This is a genomic window from Pantoea sp. IMH (assembly GCF_000599885.1).
Classification (GTDB): Bacteria; Pseudomonadota; Gammaproteobacteria; order Enterobacterales; family Enterobacteriaceae; genus Erwinia.
Genome location: NZ_JFGT01000002.1, coordinates 475611 through 492709 on the forward strand (window position 1 = coordinate 475611; position 17099 = coordinate 492709).

Annotated in this window: 14 protein-coding genes and 2 tRNA genes; 9 read left to right on the forward strand and 7 right to left on the reverse strand. The window is 55.2% G+C overall.

Features of this window, described 5'->3' with window-relative positions:
- The first annotated feature begins 120 nt into the window (after positions 1-120).
- From EA20_RS0102205 to ypdK, 3 genes are all read left to right on the forward strand, one after another.
- Positions 121-1722 carry an MFS transporter gene (locus tag EA20_RS0102205; RefSeq protein ID WP_024965277.1) on the forward strand — a complete coding sequence of 534 codons (1602 nt, stop codon included), beginning with the start codon at positions 121-123 and terminating at the stop codon, positions 1720-1722.
- 4 nt (positions 1723-1726) lie between these two features.
- Positions 1727-2749, forward strand: coding sequence for an HlyD family secretion protein (locus tag EA20_RS0102210; protein WP_024965278.1), 1023 nt, complete (start codon positions 1727-1729; stop codon positions 2747-2749).
- 186 nt (positions 2750-2935) lie between these two features.
- The gene (ypdK, locus tag EA20_RS20720) at positions 2936-3007 is read left to right on the forward strand and encodes a membrane protein YpdK (protein ID WP_152540206.1); all 72 of its coding nucleotides are present in this window, start codon (positions 2936-2938) and stop codon (positions 3005-3007) included.
- A gap of 48 nt (positions 3008-3055) precedes the next feature.
- Here the strand turns inward: ypdK and alaC are convergent, their stop codons facing one another.
- Together alaC and EA20_RS0102225 are read right to left on the reverse strand one after the other, a co-directional pair.
- Positions 3056-4291, reverse strand: coding sequence for an alanine transaminase (gene alaC, locus EA20_RS0102220; RefSeq protein ID WP_024965279.1), 1236 nt, complete (start codon positions 4289-4291; stop codon positions 3056-3058).
- Between the two features lie 120 nt (positions 4292-4411).
- Positions 4412-4939 (reverse strand): GNAT family N-acetyltransferase, encoded by a 528-nt coding sequence (locus EA20_RS0102225; RefSeq protein WP_024965280.1) that lies wholly within the window; start codon positions 4937-4939, stop codon positions 4412-4414.
- Positions 4940-5059: 120 nt separating this feature from the next.
- Between EA20_RS0102225 and EA20_RS0102230 the strand changes: the two genes are divergently transcribed.
- From EA20_RS0102230 to EA20_RS0102240, 3 genes are all read left to right on the forward strand, one after another.
- Entirely contained in the window at positions 5060-6298 is a 1239-nt protein-coding gene (locus EA20_RS0102230) for a DUF1479 domain-containing protein (protein WP_024965281.1), read from the forward strand.
- Positions 6299-6483: 185 nt separating this feature from the next.
- Complete coding sequence (locus EA20_RS0102235) at positions 6484-8214, forward strand: sensor histidine kinase (protein ID WP_024965282.1); 1731 nt, start codon at positions 6484-6486, stop codon at positions 8212-8214.
- Positions 8195-8926 carry a LytTR family DNA-binding domain-containing protein gene (locus tag EA20_RS0102240; RefSeq protein WP_024965283.1) on the forward strand — a complete coding sequence of 244 codons (732 nt, stop codon included), beginning with the start codon at positions 8195-8197 and terminating at the stop codon, positions 8924-8926. Before EA20_RS0102235 ends, EA20_RS0102240 begins: the two co-directional genes overlap by 20 nt.
- Before the next feature lie 33 nt (positions 8927-8959).
- Here the strand turns inward: EA20_RS0102240 and glk are convergent, their stop codons facing one another.
- Positions 8960-9925: a glucokinase gene (gene glk, locus EA20_RS0102245; RefSeq protein WP_024965284.1), complete on the reverse strand. Its 966-nt coding sequence runs from the start codon at positions 9923-9925 to the stop codon at positions 8960-8962.
- Between the two features lie 140 nt (positions 9926-10065).
- Positions 10066-11736, reverse strand: coding sequence for an alpha-keto acid decarboxylase family protein (locus EA20_RS0102250; RefSeq protein ID WP_024965285.1), 1671 nt, complete (start codon positions 11734-11736; stop codon positions 10066-10068).
- 206 nt (positions 11737-11942) lie between these two features.
- On the opposite strand from EA20_RS0102250, the gene mgrA reads away from it, so the two are divergent.
- Both mgrA and EA20_RS0102260 read left to right on the forward strand, forming a co-directional pair.
- The gene (mgrA, locus tag EA20_RS0102255) at positions 11943-12932 is read left to right on the forward strand and encodes an L-glyceraldehyde 3-phosphate reductase (RefSeq protein ID WP_024965286.1); all 990 of its coding nucleotides are present in this window, start codon (positions 11943-11945) and stop codon (positions 12930-12932) included.
- Between the two features lie 162 nt (positions 12933-13094).
- The gene (locus EA20_RS0102260; RefSeq protein WP_024965287.1) at positions 13095-13481 is read left to right on the forward strand and encodes a DUF2502 domain-containing protein; all 387 of its coding nucleotides are present in this window, start codon (positions 13095-13097) and stop codon (positions 13479-13481) included.
- A 49-nt stretch (positions 13482-13530) separates the two neighbouring features.
- On the opposite strand, the gene EA20_RS0102265 is transcribed toward EA20_RS0102260, so the two are convergent.
- Positions 13531-14775 (reverse strand): Nramp family divalent metal transporter, encoded by a 1245-nt coding sequence (locus EA20_RS0102265; protein ID WP_024965288.1) that lies wholly within the window; start codon positions 14773-14775, stop codon positions 13531-13533.
- A 363-nt stretch (positions 14776-15138) separates the two neighbouring features.
- On the opposite strand from EA20_RS0102265, the gene EA20_RS0102270 reads away from it, so the two are divergent.
- A complete protein-coding gene (locus EA20_RS0102270; protein ID WP_024965289.1) occupies positions 15139-16326 on the forward strand; it encodes a NupC/NupG family nucleoside CNT transporter in 1188 nt (395 codons plus the stop codon).
- Positions 16327-16560: 234 nt separating this feature from the next.
- On the opposite strand, the gene EA20_RS0102275 is transcribed toward EA20_RS0102270, so the two are convergent.
- Positions 16561-16636: transfer RNA gene (locus EA20_RS0102275), tRNA-Ala, on the reverse strand.
- 45 nt (positions 16637-16681) lie between these two features.
- Positions 16682-16757: transfer RNA gene (locus tag EA20_RS0102280), tRNA-Ala, on the reverse strand.
- Positions 16758-17099 lie beyond the last annotated feature (342 nt).

A 17099-nucleotide genomic window follows, 5' to 3' on the forward strand; every position in this document is an offset into this window, starting at 1 on the left:
CGTCTGGCAGGCTGTAGCAGATTGCAATGCGGCCAGCCACAGGGTAGTATTCGCGGCAAATGTACCACAATGCAGTACAGTGCATCGAATTAAATACTCTCCCAGTCTGGAACCCCTGCTATGAATGTTCAACCGGCTCCCGCTCCGGTACTCCACCCTTTTACCCTGCGTCTGGCGCTCGGGCTGGTGGGGGTACTGATTGCGGCGCTGACTTCAGGATTAAACGACCGCGTGACCGATCTTGCTCTGGCGGATGTTCGCGCCGCTATTGGCTTTGATTACGACCAGGCGAGCTGGATTACCTCGACCTATCAGGCGGCTGAAGTGGCCGCGATGATGCTATCGCCGTGGTTCGCCGTCACTTTTTCATTACGCCGCTTTGCGCTGGTCGTCGCCTCGGGCTTTGCGCTGATTGGTCTGCTTCAACCTTTCGCGCCCACGCCCGGACTTTTTATTGCTCTGAGAGTGGTACAGGGGCTGTTCGGCGGGGCGCTGCCGCCGTTGCTGATGACCGTCGCGCTTCGTTTCCTGCCGCCCGGCGTGAAACTTTATGGCCTGGCTACCTATGCGCTTACCGCCACCTTTGGTCCCAACATGGCCGCTTCGCTGGCGGCCTTCTGGACAGACCTGGTCGGCTGGCAGTTCGTTTTCTGGCAAGTGATTCCACCCTGCCTGCTCGCCATTGGGCTGATTAGTTGGGGTATTCCGCAGGATCCAACGCGCTTTGAGCGTTTCCGTCAGATCGATCTTTTCGGCATGCTGACAGGATGTAGCGGTATGGCGCTGCTGATACTGGCGCTGACCCAGGGCGAACGGCACGACTGGCTTCAGTCGCCGCTGATCGTCGCCATGCTGCTGTCTGCCGCGGCGCTGCTGATCGTTTTCTTTATTAATGAATGGTTCCACCCGCTGCCGCTGTTCAAACTGCAAATGCTGGCGCGGCGGAACCTGCTGCATGGCCTGCTGGTGCTGGCTGGCGTCTTGCTGATCGGCCTTTCCGGCTCGGCGCTTCCCGCCGCCTGGTTTGGTCAGGTCGAGGGGTTTCGCACCGTCCAGTTTGCACCGCTGGCGCTGGCGATAGGCCTGCCCCAGCTGATCATCGCGCCTTTTCTCGCCGCGCTGCTTAACCGGCGCTGGATTGATGCCCGCTGGATGCTGACGGTGGGCGCGCTGTTGTTGAGCCTTTCCTGCCTGCTGGGGATGCAGCTGACCGGCGAGTGGGCCCGCCAGAATTTCTGGCTGATCCAGGCGCTTCAGGCGTGGGGACAGCCAATGATGATCCTGCCTGTGCTGATGAGTGCAACCAGCGTGGTGCTGCCGCCGGAAGGTCCCTGGGCTTCAGCGATGTTCAATACCGTGCGTGGCTTCTCCAGCGTGGCGGCGGGAACCCTGGTGGAAAATTTCCTGACGCATCGTGAGCAGTTTCACTCCCATACGCTGGTCGATCAGCTCGGTAACCGGCCATGGTTGATGACAGCGGAAAGCAGTACCCAGGCCAGCCCGCTGACGCCGCTGCTACCGGATGGCACGATCAGCTCGGCTGAAAATCTTCATCGCTTCGCCAGCCTGGTAAAAGAGCAGGCGATGATCCTGAGCATCAGCGACGCTTACATGGCCATTATTGGTTTTGCCCTGCTGGTCATTTTGTTGACCGTCTGGCTACCGAAACGTGTTTATCCACCACAAACGCTTCTTCAACCCGTTACGCAAGCAACGAGATAATAATATGAGCTTCACACCTGCAAAAAGAACCTTCACGCTGGCTTTACTTTTAGCGATCCTGCTTGGGATCGCCTTTATCATCTGGTCAGCGATGATACGTAACCAGGCACGTACCAATGATGCCGTCGTGGCTGCCGACTACACGCTGGTGGCACCAAAAGTGTCCGGCTATATCAATACCGTCAACGTCGGCGATAATCAGACCGTTAAGGCTGGCGATACGCTGGCAACCATTGACGATCGCGACTATCGCGTGGCGCTGGAAACAGCCGAGGCGAACCTGCAAATCAGCCAGGCCAAACTCAGCAGCATCCAGGCGCAGCTTGAACAGCAGCAGGCGACTATTGCCCAGAGCGATGCCGCCGTCAGCGCCAGCGAAGCGACACTGCGCTATGCGGAGCAGAACGCCGGACGTTATCGCCGCCTGCTTAAGTCGGGCACCGCCACCGCCGATGAGCAGCAAAGAACCCTGGCGTCGATGCAGGAAGCTGCCGCCCAGTTACGTCAGAATCAGGCGGCCGCGCTGGTTGCCCGCAAAGAGGTTGGGATTCTTCAGGCGAGCCTTAAACAGGCCAGAGCGGATATCGCGGCCTCAAGCGCAAGCGTCGATCAGGCGCGCCTGAATCTTTCCTATACCACTATTACCGCACCGATCGACGGTGCAGTTGGGCAACGCTCGGTGCGCCAGGGCGCCTGGGTTGCCGCCGGAACACGCCTGCTGGCCGTGGTGCCGCTACAGCAAACTTACATCGTTGCGAACTTTCTGGAGACGCAGCTGGCTCAGGTCAAATCGGGTCAGAAGGTTTCCGTCGAGGTTGATGCGCTGCCGGGTGTAACCCTGCGGGGTCATGTGGACAGTATTGCTCCCGCCACCGGTTCCACGTTCGCCGCCATCACCGCCGATAACGCAACGGGCAATTACACAAAAGTCACTCAGCGTTTGCCGGTGAAAATTATGCTGGAACCGGGTCAGCCCGAACTGGCGCGTCTGCGGGTCGGCATGTCTGTGGTACCCACGATTGAATAACGCGGAAATGGCGGCACGACCAGAAGAATCGCCTTTATTTTAGCGATAATAGCAGGTAAATTAGCGACCGATTCTGCCATGGCGACTCCATGGCCACCTGACCGCAGGAGATCGTGCTTGCGGTTAATCTGTCTGCGTTACGCAGCCCTGGCAGGGGCCGGTTGCGTTCGCTCAGGAGCGTTGCTTGTGAAATATGCTTTGATGGGAATTTCTTTTATTCTGCTGCTCTGGGCCGGCACCTTTTATCTGATGCTGTAGAACCAGAGAGCCACTTTCAGGGCAGGTCTGGCGACCTGTCCTGTTAAATCAGACCGCTTCTTCGCCCGCTTTCACCGTCCCCGGTAAGATACCGTCGGCGCGAAACATCGCTTTAATCCCTCTGATTGCTTGTCGGATACGATCGCTGTTCTCAATCAGCGCAAAACGCACATGCGTGTCGCCATAATCACCGAACCCGATACCCGGAGAGACGCACACCTTCGCTTCCTGAAGCAAATGCTTGGCAAACTCCAGCGATCCCATACCAGCATAACGGGCAGGAATTTTGGCCCAGACATACATTGAAGCTTTAGGAATATCTACCATCCAGCCCGCCTCATGCAGCCCCTTCACCAGCACATCACGGCGGCGCTTGTACTGCTCCGCAATATCCCGCACGCACTGCTGATCCCCTTCCAGGGCGGCAATAGCCGCGACCTGTAATGGCGTGAAGGTGCCATAGTCGTGATAGCTTTTGATTCTGGCCAGCGCAGCCACCAGTTCTTTGTTTCCCACCATAAAGCCGATGCGCCAGCCGGCCATGTTATAGCTTTTAGAGAGAGTGAAAAACTCAACGGCCACGTCGCGTGCGCCCGGTACCTGCATAATGGAAGGCGCTTTCCAGCCGTCATAAACGATATCGGCATAGGCGAGATCGTGGATAACCAGCACGTTATACTGTTTTGCCAGCGCGATGACGCGTTCAAAGAAGTCCAGCTCCACGCACTGCGACGTCGGGTTAGAGGGAAAGCCCAGCACCATCATCTTCGGCTTGGGGTAACTTTCGCGGATCGCCCGCTCCAGCTCGTTGAAAAAATCCACGCCTTCCACCAGCGGCACGGAACGCACCTGCGCGCCGGCGATAACCGCGCCGTAGATATGGATCGGGTAGCTGGGATTAGGGACCAGTACCGTATCGCCATGATCCAGCGTGGCCAGCATCAGGTGAGCCAGCCCCTCTTTCGACCCGATAGTGACGATCGCTTCCGAATCGGGATCGATCTCCACCTGATAGCGGTCAGCATACCAGCGGGATATGGCGCGACGCAGGCGCGGTATGCCGCGTGAGGTCGAGTAGCCGTGGGTATCCTCGCGCTGGGCGACGGCACAGAGCTTTTCGACGATATGGGGTGGCGTCGGGCCATCAGGGTTACCCATACTGAAATCGATAATGTCTTCACCACGCCGACGGGCAGCCATTTTCAGTTCGGCAGTGATATTAAACACATAGGGTGGAAGACGTTCTATACGGGAAAAACGACGTGAAGCGCTGGAGTCAGCCATAGATTCCTCAGATGTACGTTAGCGCCCGGACCGTCCGAGCGACGCTGACCAGAAACTGGTCGAATAACGAACATAACTTACGCGTCAGTCTGCTGTCGAGAGGACAGCATAAAATAAATGTTATCGGTCAGATTTCAGCCGGCCAAACACCCAGTCGTTCACCCATTCGCCACGTAGCAGATAATTATCCCGTAGCGTCCCTTCAAGTTGAAAACCATTCTTTTCCAGCACACGTCTTGAGGCCCAGTTACCTTCCACAACCTGGGCCTTGAGTTTGTGAAATTCACACTCGTTCTGGAGGTAATCGGCGAAAACGGCCAGCGCCTCGCTGCCGTATCCCTTGCCGAAATGGGTTTTCAGCAGCGTATAGCCCACTTCTGCCTGGCGGTAGGGTGCCCACTCGGCATTAGCGCCAATCATGCCGATATCCTCCCCGCTCTCTTTCAGCCGGATGGCCATACAGAGCATATGGAAACTGGTGGGCTGCCAGGGTGCCAGCCGGTCAGAAAAGCGCTGACGGATATCGGCAAGCTGCGGTACGGCGCTGATATAGCGCATAGTGGTTTCATCGGTATGTACCCGATGAAATAACTGCCAGTCTTCAGGCTTTAAGCGGGTCAGGCTCAGTCGTTCTGTTACGAGTTGCATAGTCTCCTCACAAAAGGGGAATGTGATTAAAATTTACGCCCCTTTTTATTACCGCTTTTACGCGCTCTAATCCTTCTGGAACCAACATAACCATAACGATGTTGTTACAGGAGAACCACAATGCCCGCCCTCAAAAATGAAAATATTCCGCAAAAGATCCGCGATATCAAACGTCAGTTGCGGGAAAACCTGCCGCACTATCGCGACGTTTTTCTTCAGGTGGATGCGCATATCCGGCAGCAAATCGAGCAAATTCACCTGGAGCAGCAGCAGGGAAACAACCCTGTCCCGCAAATTCAGGCTGAGGATATTCTTCAGCAGCGGATAACAGAGGAGCAGAAATCACGCATACGCCAGCGTGGATGCTGTACGGTTCACGGCCTCTTTCCGCAGCATGAAGCGGCAGCCTGGAATCAGGAGATTGGCGAATACCTTGAACGCAACGATTTTGCAGGACGCCTTAAAGGCGCTGCCAAAGATAACTATTTTGGCGACCTGAAGCAGGGTAAACCGCAGATCTACGGCGTTTACTGGTCCCGTCCTCAGGTTGCTGCCCGTCAGCATGAGCGTATGAACGCGGTGCAGGTGTTTCTTAATTCTCTGTGGCAGACCGAAAGCCAGGGCAAACAGCATTTCGATCCGACGCGGATTGTCAGCTATGCCGATCGCATTCGCCGTCGCCAGCCGGGTGCCGGCTCGCTGGGCCTCTCCCCGCACGTCGATGGCGGTTCGCTTGAACGCTGGCTGGATGAGCATTTCCGCCACGTCTATCGTCACGTTTTCAGCGGTGAATGGCAGCGCTACAACCCCTTTGACGGGGAGATGCGCACGGAAGTCCGTGAATTTGCTTCCCCCGCCGTCTGCTCGATGTTCCGCACTTTCCAGGGCTGGACCGCGCTCACGCCGCAGCGCAGGCATGGCGGCACGCTGAATCTGCTGCCTGTGGCTGACGCCATGGCCTGGATTCTGCTGCGTGCGCTGCAGGATGATGTGCCGGAAGACGATCTCTGCGGCGCGGCGCCAGGCCGTGCGCTCTCCATCAGTGAAGAGTGGCATCCCCTTTTGCTCAGTGGGATTTCCCCAATTCCCGATATGGAAGCGGGAGATGCGGTGTTCTGGCACTGTGATGTGGTTCATGCGGTGGAAAATGAGCATCGCGGCGAAGCGGACAGCAACGTTATGTATATAGCCAGCGCCCCCTGGTGTGAGAAAAACGCCGCCTATCTTCAGCGGCAGTGGCCCGCTTTTATTGAGGGACGCTCTCCGCCGGATTTCGCCGCCGACGATTTTGAGGTGGATTTTGTGGGCCGCGCTACTGAGGCGATGCTGACGCCGCTGGGCAAATCGCAAATGCGCTGAACCCTGATTATGACGGCGCCTTCATTATCCTGGCGCCGTCTCTTACGGAATAATAAAGGCAAAATTGATCCAGACAGGGATTCTGGTCCGTTCGCTGCCAGCACGCCTGGCACATCGCACGCGGTTTCCTTATGATGTCCCTCTTGTTTACCGTCGCTGAGGCGCCCGTGCACTCCATGTTCGAAATGCTGCTAGCCGTACTAGACCGCGCAGCGCTAATGCTAATCTGTCTGTTCTTTCTGACCCGCACCCGCCACTTCCGGCAGCTCCTGCAAAAGGATGAACACTCCCGTCAGGAACTGATGGTGGTGACAGCCATTTTTTCGCTGTTCGCCCTGTTCGGCACCTGGAGCGGCATCAACGTTGAAGGGTCGCTGGTTAACGTCCGTACCATCGCCATCATTTCCGGCGGCATTCTCTTTGGCCCCTGGGTCGGGATTGCCACTGGCATTATCGCCGGCGTACACCGGTTTTTGATTGATATCCATGGCGTTACTTCGATTCCCTGCCTGATTACCAGCATAACGGCGGGCTGCGTTTCCGGCTGGATCAACCTCAGGGTGATAAAAGAGAAGCGCTGGAGCATGGGCATCATCGGCGGCATGTTGTGCGAAACGCTGACCATGGTGCTGATTCTGCTCTTTGCAGAGCCAACCGCGCTGGGCGTTGAGATCATCAGTGAGATTGCGCTGCCGATGATCCTGGGAGCGGCCAGTATCGGCCTGATCGTTCTTCTGGTGCAGAGCGTTGAGGGGGAGAAAGAGGCGGTCGCTGCGCGGCAGGCCAAACTGGCGCTGGAGATAGCCAATAAAACCCTGCCGCTGTTTCGCCAGGTTAACGGTGAATCGCTGCGTAAGATATGCGCCATCATCCGCCATGATATCAACGCCGACGCGGTCGCGATGACCAATAAGAATCAGATCCTCGCCTACGTTGGCGTCGGTGAGGAGAACTATCTTTACGGCGACGATGGCATCAGCCCCACCACCGCGAAGGCGATCGCTAATGGAGAGATCATCATTAAAAATAATGACGAGGCTCACCGTACGCCGGAAATCCATTCAATGATTGTGATTCCACTGTGGGAAAAAGGGGAAGTGACCGGCACGCTGAAAATCTATTACCGCCATGCTCACCGCATCACCTGGTCCCTGAAAGAGATGGCGGTCGGTCTGTCACAGATCATCTCGACGCAGCTTGAGGTTTCACGCGCCGAGCAGCTGCGGGAAATGGCCAATAAAGCCGAGCTGCGGGCGCTGCAGAGCAAAATTAACCCGCATTTTCTGTTCAACGCACTGAACGCCATCTCCTCTTCTATCCGCATTAATCCGGACACCGCGCGGCAGCTGATTACGAATCTGTCACGTTACCTGCGCTATAACCTTGAGCTGAACGATGATGAGATTATCGATATCAAGAAAGAGCTTTATCAGATTAAAGATTATATCGCCATCGAACAGGCGCGCTTCGGCGATAAGCTGACGGTTATCTATGATATTGATGAAGAGATTAACTGCCACCTGCCAAGCCTGCTGATCCAGCCGCTGATTGAAAATGCTATCGTCCACGGTATTCATCCCTGCCGGGGTAAAGGTGTGGTGACACTGAGCCTGAAAGATCGGGGGGATCGGGTAAGGATCTCGGTAAGGGATACGGGCAACGGTATCAGTGACGAGGTGATGGCGAGGGTGAAAAACAATGAAATGCCGGGCAACAAGATTGGATTACTTAACGTTCACCACCGCGTTAAGCTGCGCTATGGAGAAGGACTGCATATTCAGCGCCTGAAGCCGGGAACGGAAATCACCTTCTTTATCAGTAAAAACGGTACGCTGCTGCCCGAAAATCAGCGCGTAGCGTTACTCCCCCGCCACGCCACTCATCAGGAAAATCAGCATGAAAGCCATTATCGTTGAGGATGAATTTCTGGCGCAGCAGGAGCTGAGCTGGCTTATCCGGCAGCACAGTCAGATCGCTATTGAGGCGACCTTTGATGACGGTCTGGACGTGCTGAAGTATCTGCAAACCCATGAGGTGGATGTGATCTTTCTGGATATCAATATCCCCTCGCTGGATGGCGTGCTGCTGGCGCAAAACATCAGTAAATTTTCACACAAACCGCTGATTGTCTTTATTACCGCCTGTAAAGAGCACGCTATTGAGGCGTTTGAACTGGAAGCGTTCGACTATATTCTCAAGCCCTATCACGAGATGCGTATCGTCACCATGCTACGCAAGCTGGAAAATACGCTGCATCAGGCGCAAATACTCAGCAATCCGGAAGCACCGCGTCCTGCCACGCATACCGTCAATCTGGTGAAAGACGAGCGGATTATCGTGACCGACATTGACGATATTTACTACGTTGAAGCGCACGAGAAGATGACGTTTGTCTATACGCGTCGGGAAGAGTATGTGATGTCGATGACTATCACGGAGTTTTGCAGCCGGTTGCCCGAAGAGAGCTTCTTTCGCTGTCACCGCTCTTACTGTGTGAACCTCAGCAAAATCCGGGAGATTGAACCTTGGTTCAACAATACCTATATGCTTAAGCTGCGCGATCTGACCTTTCAGGTGCCGGTCAGCCGCAGTAAGGTCAAAGCCTTCCGGCAGCTGATGCGGCTGTAGCTTCAGGGCCTTTACGGCCCTAAAGCTACAGGCTCAGAGTACGCTGCCCAGCGTCTGACGCAGATGGGCGCCGGCACCTAACAGGCCGGGCTGATCGTGGGTGATCAGATAAACAGGAATGTTCTGCACATAATCCCTGAAGCGTCCTTTATCTTCGAACGCTGCACGAAAGCCGGACGCCTTAAAGAACTCCAGGAAGCGCGGCACAATACCGCCTGCGATATAAACGCCGCCGAACGTCGCCATGGTTAACGCAAGATTGCCGCCAAAGCGCCCCATGATGACGCAGAACATCGCCAGCGCGCGACGGCAGTCAGTACAGCTGTCATCCAGCGCACGCTGCGACACATCTTTCGGCTTCAGGTTTTCCGGTACGCGGTTGTCCGACTTCACGATAGCACGGTACAAATTGACCAGGCCGGCACCCGAAAGGACGCGCTCGGCTGAAACATGGCCCAGTTCTGCCCGCAGCACTTCCAGGATCATATCCTCTTCGTCACTGTTGGCGGCGAAGTCAACGTGCCCACCTTCACCCGGCAGGCTCACCCAGCGCCGATCGACGTGGACGAGATGCGCCACGCCCAGCCCGGTTCCTGCGCCGTAAACGGCAACAGGTTTATCTTTTACCGGCTCAGAACCGCCAAACTGCATGACGTCATGTTCAGAAAGCATCGGGATCGCCATCGATACGGCGGTGAAGTCATTGATGATCTCCAGATGATCGAAGCCCAGGTTCGCCTTCATTTTACTGGCGGAAAATGCCCAGTCATGGTTGGTCATCTCTACCCAGTCTTCGGTAATCGGGCAGGCGATAGCGATGCAGCCATCGGTAATCGGCTGTTTTTGCTCATCCAGATAGCAACGGATAACCGCTTCAAGGCTGTCGTAATCTGCTGTGGAGAACGTTTTGGCTTGTGAAATGGCACCGTTCTCAACATCACACAGTGCCAGGCGCGCATTAGTGCCGCCGACATCACCTACCAAAGCATACGTAGTCATTATTGTTTTGCTCCGCTTACGTCATTTAAACACACTATAAATTTCCTCCACTCAAACGACAACGCCAATCCTCCAGCAGGATTAAGACGATCACGCCAGCCGCTTACCTTACCTGCCTGAAGACGCCTTGCACACGGGCATCAATCTGATTTCTCCTGATGATCACCGTTACGCTGGCTAAGCGCCCGAGTGACGGCAGTCAGCAACGGAGGGAGATCAAGCTGCGGCAGCACCACTTCGACCAGAGAGAAGCGGGAAGTCTGCCCGATCACCTTCATCACCTCAACCAGCTGAACGCCCTGCGTCACGCGCCAGCTCTGCGCCTGCGCGTTCAGGCTAAAGGCCTGCGGCAGCCGCACCCAATCCCATTCGGCTATATCATTGTAGCGTTGATGCTCACCGTGAATAGCCCGTTCGACGGTGTAACCGCCATTATTCAGCACAAATATGACCGGTTTCAGCTCGTCACGCAGCATCGACCCCATTTCCTGTATCGTCAGCTGGGCAGAACCGTCTCCGGTCAGCAATATTACCCGCCGCTCCGGCGCCGCGATCATTGCGCCATAGGCGGCAGGCAGGGTGTACCCGATCGAGCCCCACAGCGGTTGACTGATAAAAGTGGCCTGTTCGGGCAGACACAGGGCCGCCGCGCCAAACGCGGCCGTACCCTGATCGGCCAGAACAATATCACCGGGCCGCAGAAAATCCTGTATCGCTTCCCAGAAGGTGTTTTGCGTCAGCGTATCGGAAACCTCATGGTTCAGCGGCGGCGGCTCGGGCAGCACCTGAGGATGCTGACTGAGATAACGCTTCGCCAGCGGCAGCAGGATCTTCAGTGCTTCCGCCATCGGCAGATCGTCGAATTGCTTATCGCCGATCCGACTGCTGTGTAACCCTATATCGATACTTTTATCTTCTGCGATCTGCTGCGTGAAACCAGCAGTAATAGTGTCGGTATACAGCACGCCAACGCAGATAATGAGTTGCGCATTTTCGATAATTTCCCGGGTGGCACCCGCGCTGGCGGTACCGGAGTATGTTCCGGCGAATCCCGGCAGCTGCTCACAGAGAACGCTTTTTCCCATCAGCAGCGTGGCGAATGGCATCGGTACCTCGGTAAGCAGCTGGCGAAGCGCTGCCTTCTGACCGGCCCGATCGGCAAGAAAATCTGCCAGCAGTGAAACGCTACGGGCCGCAGAGAGTCGCTGTTCAACGGCAGCCGCAAAAGCGTCTGCTGAAGCGCTATTTACCTGTAGTTCAGCCGAAAGCGGCGCAACCGGTGGCGGGATTTTTGCTTCGGCAACATCGCTGGGCAGCAAGAGATAGACAGGTCGCCGTAAGCGCAGCGCGGCTTGCAACAGCCGGTCAATCTCGCGCGCGGCATTGTCAACGGTGAGGGTCGCCTGCGTCACCGTGACTGCCTGATACATCCGGATGAAATGGTTATAATCGCCATCGCCCAGCGTATGATGCAGCAAGAGCCCTTCATCAGCCGCCGCAGAAGGCGGTGCGCCGACAATATGAATAACGGGAAGGTATTCCGCGAAGCTACCGGCGACCCCATTCAGCGCGCTCAGCTCCCCCACGCCAAAGGTGGTCAGCAGCGCCGCCGCGCCATTACAGCGGGCATAGCCATCGGCAGCATAGGCGGCATTCAGTTCGTTCGCGCAGCCCACCCAGCCGATATCGGCACGCCCGATAACCCGGTCAAGAAACTGCAAATTGTAGTCGCCGGGTACGCCGAACAAATGGCCGATCCCGGCCTCTTCCAGACGCGACAACAGATAGTCCCCAACGGTAATAAGCGGCATGACTTGTTCCTCACTCGGCAATAGTGAGTAAAGTATTGCTGATATTGTTCACAGCGTTAGCGACCCGCTGCCTGCTCCGCTGGCAACACTGCGTTACGCGTCAGAATTTTCTACAAGTTGAGATCCGTCGCCCGAATCCGTTTAGTGTAACCGTATACACTGGTAAGCTTTCTTCCTCAGCCTCTTCCACTGCACAGGATTTATCTATGATTTATCAGGCAGATAGTAAACGTTATCAACATATGCCCTACCGGAGATGCGGGCGGAGCGGACTGAAGCTCCCCGCCATTTCGCTCGGCCTATGGCATAACTTTGGCGACAGCACCCGGGTGGATACCAGCCGTGACCTGCTGCGCCACGCCTTTGATAACGGTATCACCCATTTCGATCTGGCCAACAATTATGGTCCGCCGCCAGGCTCGGCCGAGGAAAATTTTGGCCGTATCCTGCGCGAAGATTTTCTGCCCTATCGTGATGAACTGATTATCTCCTCAAAAGCAGGCTATACCATGTGGGACGGACCCTATGGCGACTGGGGATCGCGTAAATATCTGATTGCCAGCCTGAACCAGAGCCTGAAGCGCATGAACCTGGATTACGTGGATATTTTTTACCACCATCGCCCCGATCCGGAAACGCCGCTGGAAGAGACCATGATGGCGCTGGATCATATCGTTCGTCAGGGAAAAGCGCTTTACGTTGCGCTGTCGAACTATCCGGCACAGCGGGCGCAGGAAGCAATTACGATTCTGAAAGCCCTTGGCACGCCCTGCCTGATACACCAGCCGAAATATTCGATGTTCGAGCGTACGCCTGAGCAAGGTCTGCTGGAGGTGCTGAAAGAGGAAGGCGTCGGCTGCATCGGCTTTTCACCGCTGGCGGGCGGCATGCTGACCGATCGCTATCTGAACGGCATCCCGGAGGATTCCCGTGCGGCCAGCGGCAGCCGGTTCCTCAGCAGCGACCAGCTCACCACAGACAAAATGGAGAAGGTCCGCCTGCTCAATGAACTGGCGCAGCAGCGCGGTCAGAAGCTTTCCCAGATGGCGCTGGCCTGGATCCTGCGCGGCGATCGCGTGACGTCGGTTCTGATTGGGGCCAGTAAAACCAGTCAGATCGACGATGCCGTCGGTATGCTGGTAAACCGTGAATTCAGCCAGGCTGAGCTGGATCGCATCGACGCTATTCTTGCCTGACCCTCCGCCCGCCGCATCAGGTGGCGGGCAGAGATAAATCTCAAATATCGCTCCGCGCTTCTCCTCCCTCCTTTTTTCAGACTTTCCCAGGCGAAACGACCGCGATCTCTTTATAATCTCGATCCCACAACGGCGCTGTAGCGCCGTTGATAAGGAGATCCAATGAAAGCTTTATTACTTATTGCCGCTTTGCTGGCAAACTTAATGCCCCTGGCGATGCACACAGCTCAGGCCGAGGGCGCAAGAATCACTCTGGGTCCGAACATTACGTTGCATCTGGGCGACCGTGACCATCATGGGCGCTACTGGGATGGTGGCAACTGGCGCGATGGCCACTACTGGCACAATCATTACCGTTACAATCAGGGCCGCTGGTGGCGTCATGAACAGTGGCGTCGCCACCAGGAGATGCGCCGCCAGCATGAATGGGAGCGCGAGCGCAAATGGCATCAACGTGAACGTCAGCGGGAATGGCGCCATCATGAACGCCAGCGGGAGCGGCACCATCGTGAGCGTGAACATCATCATTCTCGCGGTCACCACCACTGATAAGCGAAAAAGCCGACATAAAGTCGGCTTTTTTTAGGTCAGTACTGAGTTAAACCGCCATGCCCATCGCCATAGCGACCAACAGATAGAAGTTAAGCGCGACGACGACCACCACAATGACTTTGCCTGTCGTTTGCATCAGCCTTGAGTTGACCATATCCCCCATCAGTTCACGATTGCCGGTAAAGACCAGCAGGGGCACCAGCGCCAGCGCAATACCAAAACTGAGCAGGACCTGGCTCATGACCAGAATGCGGGTCGGCTCCCAGCCAGCCATAATCACAATAAAGGAAGGCAGCATGGTAATGACCCGGCGGACCAGAAGCGGGATATGAAAATGGATAAAGCCCTGCATCACCACCTGCCCTGCCATGGTCCCCACCACCGTTGAAGAGAGCCCCGCCGCCAGCAGACTGAGTCCGAAGACCAGCGCCGCCGCCCGGCCCAGCAGCGGATCCAGCGTTATCCAGGCTTCATTCAGATCCGCGATGCCGCTGTGTCCACTGAAATGAAAGGCTGCCGCCGCCGTCGCCATCATCGCCAGATTGACAAAACCGGCAATGGTCATGGCAATCGCCACATCCAGTTTGGTCGAGGAGTAGCGCTCCGCACGGCTCCCAACGGCTGAGCTCTGGGTCAGCGAGGAGTGCAGATAAATGACATGAGGCATAATTGTCGCGCCCAGTACGCCCGCGGCCAGCAAGACGGCATCCGGTCCGGGCAGAGAAGGCACAGCCATCCCCTGCAGCAGGTCGATCACTTTTGGCTGCGAAAAGAAGAGCTCTATGACGTAGGCGGCGGCCACAAACAGCAGCAGGCCGCCAATCACCAGCTCCAGCGGTTTCTGTCCCCGGCTTTGCAGCATCAGGATCAGGAACGTTACCACCCCGGTCAGGACCGCGCCCTGAAGCAGGCTCACGCCGAAAATCAGCTTAAAGCCGATCGCCGCGCCAATAAACTCCGCCAGATCGGTTGCCATGGCGATAATTTCGGCCTGTACCCAGTAAAACCAGACGGCGGGACGAGGGAAGCGGTCACGAATATGCTCAGCCAGATTTTTGCCGGTGGCGATACCAAGCTTAGCGGACATAAGCTGGATAACCATCGCCATGATGTTCGCCCAGACCACCACCCACAGCAGCTTATAGCCATAGGAAGCACCAGCCTGAATATTGGTGGCGAAGTTGCCAGGATCGATATAGCCGATAGCCGCAATAAAGGCTGGCCCCATCAACGCGAGCTTAATTTTACGTGAGCCGCGGATTCTTGCTTCCGTGGCACGGCTTTCAAACATACTAGTACCCCTGATTATTCCTGTCTGAATCATCCTCATGCAAATGAGAATTATTATCAAGTGCAAAATAATAGATTATAATTATCGATTTGATAGCTGAAGCTAAAAAGTATAGCAATGGCTATACCTAAAAGTACGGTACGTCACTCGCATGACGCCTGCAACCTTTTTCACTTTAGGTGATAAAGTAAGCGCTCACAAGTTGCCAGCGACCATTACACTCAATCGGGTTGTGACCAAATTGCGAAAACTGCGGCCTTTAGCGATAGGTAATTGTTATATTGAGGCCTGGCTCTCGTTTTTCCGCGCCTTGTTACATAGAATGTGCAGCGAAATATAACAGCCTTCAAATTTGGAGCAATCATGTCCCGCATTTTGCATTTTGCTTTAGCGCTGGTGGTGATCACCCTGTTGGCCTTACTGGTTAGCAAGGATCGAAAAAACATCCGCGTACGTTTTATCATACAGCTGCTGGTTATCGAGGTTCTTCTCGCCTGGTTCTTCCTGAACTCGGAAGTCGGACTGGGATTCGTACAGGGATTTGCGGGTCTGTTTGACAAGCTGCTTGGCTTCGCCGCTCAGGGAACCAACTTCGTCTTCGGTAATATGAGTGAGCAAGGACTGGCCTTCTTCTGGCTCAACGTCCTCTGCCCCATCGTATTTATCTCTGCGCTGATTGGTATTTTGCAGCACTTCCGTATTCTGCCGATCATCATTCGCGCCATCGGCACCGTGCTGTCAAAAGTCAACGGTATGGGCAAGCTGGAATCTTTTAATGCGGTAAGCTCGCTGATTTTGGGACAGTCAGAAAACTTCATCGCTTATAAAGATATTCTTGGCAAAATGTCGGAACGCCGGATGTACACCATGGCCGCAACCGCCATGTCCACCGTGTCGATGTCGATCGTCGGTGCTTACATGACGATGCTGCAGCCGAAATACGTGGTTGCCGCGCTGGTTCTGAATATGTTCAGCACCTTTATCGTTCTGTCGCTGCTCAACCCCTACCGCATTGAGCAAGAGGACGATCTGAAGCTGGATAATCTCAAAAAAGGTCAGAGCTTTTTTGAAATGCTGGGTGAATATATCCTGGCCGGCTTCAAGGTCGCTGTGATCGTGGCCGCCATGCTGATTGGCTTTATCGCAATAATTTCTGCGGTAAACGCGCTGTTTGATACCCTCTTTGGGATCAGCTTCCAGGGCGTGCTGGGTTACGTGTTCTATCCGTTTGCCTGGATGATGGGCGTCCCCTCCAGTGAAGCGCTGCAGGTCGGCAGCATCATGGCCACAAAACTGGTTTCGAATGAGTTTGTGGCCATGATGGACCTGCAGAAAATTGCCGGCACGCTCTCACCGCGCGCGGAAGGCATTCTCTCTGTCTTCCTGGTATCCTTCGCTAACTTCTCTTCAATCGGTATTGTTGCCGGTGCGATTAAAGGCGTGCACGAAGAACAGGGTAATGTGGTTTCCCGTTTCGGCCTCAAGCTGCTGTACGGTGCCACGCTGGTCAGTGTACTCTCCGCTTCAATTGCAGGCCTGGTGCTGGGCTAATCCCCTTCCCGGTTCCTGTAAATGATTAAGGCGAACCCTTTGAGGTTCGCCTTTTTTACGTCCGCAGAAAGTCGGGCATTAAAAAGTGAATGCGCCTGGCGATCTCACACCACGAACTTGCCCGCAGAGATTACTCAACGCGCACGGAAAAATCAGGGAATGCAATGCAGAAAAGAAAACGGAAAAGTAAGCGATAAGAGATAAGGTGCCGGACGGCGGAACAGAAGAAGTGATTGGTGGAGATAAGCGGGATCGAACCGCTGACCTCTTGCATGCCATGCAAGCGCTCTCCCAGCTGAGCTATACCCCCACTACAAAAAACCGGTTTTTCGCGCCAAATCGTCTGGTGAAGATTTGGTGGAGATAAGCGGGATCGAACCGCTGACCTCTTGCATGCCATGCAAGCGCTCTCCCAGCTGAGCTATACCCCCGAGCCGAAAAACCTTTGTCGTCTTGACGGCGGGGATAATATGAAACGGCGCGGTTGGTGTCAACGGCAAATTGCCAATCTGCGGCCAATCGCTGAAAAAGCCGCCAGCACGCTGGAAAAATAGCAGGTTACAGGAAATTTCTGACAGCAGGATAGTCCTGTGACGGGCAGAGAAGAACGATAAAATGGTGTGGTGGCATAAATTTAACAACGAAGTTGCTGCATCCACAATATGGGTCGGCCAATCTTGTAAACAGGCAGTTAATTAGTGCGCTAATTATACTTGTTTTTGTTAATTTCCCGTGCAAAACTGCCCGCGCTTTTGAAGGCCGCACCCTGCCAG

Coding starts and splice junctions, on each gene's coding strand:
- EA20_RS0102230 (WP_024965281.1), top strand. CDS start 5,060: ATGCCCGCCCTCAAAAATGAAAATATTCCGCAAAAGATCCGCGATATC.
- EA20_RS0102205 (WP_024965277.1), top strand. CDS start 121: ATGAATGTTCAACCGGCTCCCGCTCCGGTACTCCACCCTTTTACCCTG.
- EA20_RS0102235 (WP_024965282.1), top strand. CDS start 6,484: ATGCTGCTAGCCGTACTAGACCGCGCAGCGCTAATGCTAATCTGTCTG.
- EA20_RS0102270 (WP_024965289.1), top strand. CDS start 15,139: ATGTCCCGCATTTTGCATTTTGCTTTAGCGCTGGTGGTGATCACCCTG.
- glk (WP_024965284.1), bottom strand. CDS start 9,925: ATGACTACGTATGCTTTGGTAGGTGATGTCGGCGGCACTAATGCGCGC.
- EA20_RS0102265 (WP_024965288.1), bottom strand. CDS start 14,775: ATGTTTGAAAGCCGTGCCACGGAAGCAAGAATCCGCGGCTCACGTAAA.
- EA20_RS0102225 (WP_024965280.1), bottom strand. CDS start 4,939: ATGCAACTCGTAACAGAACGACTGAGCCTGACCCGCTTAAAGCCTGAA.
- EA20_RS0102210 (WP_024965278.1), top strand. CDS start 1,727: ATGAGCTTCACACCTGCAAAAAGAACCTTCACGCTGGCTTTACTTTTA.
- mgrA (WP_024965286.1), top strand. CDS start 11,943: ATGATTTATCAGGCAGATAGTAAACGTTATCAACATATGCCCTACCGG.
- EA20_RS0102240 (WP_024965283.1), top strand. CDS start 8,195: ATGAAAGCCATTATCGTTGAGGATGAATTTCTGGCGCAGCAGGAGCTG.
- EA20_RS0102250 (WP_024965285.1), bottom strand. CDS start 11,736: ATGCCGCTTATTACCGTTGGGGACTATCTGTTGTCGCGTCTGGAAGAG.
- EA20_RS0102260 (WP_024965287.1), top strand. CDS start 13,095: ATGAAAGCTTTATTACTTATTGCCGCTTTGCTGGCAAACTTAATGCCC.
- alaC (WP_024965279.1), bottom strand. CDS start 4,291: ATGGCTGACTCCAGCGCTTCACGTCGTTTTTCCCGTATAGAACGTCTT.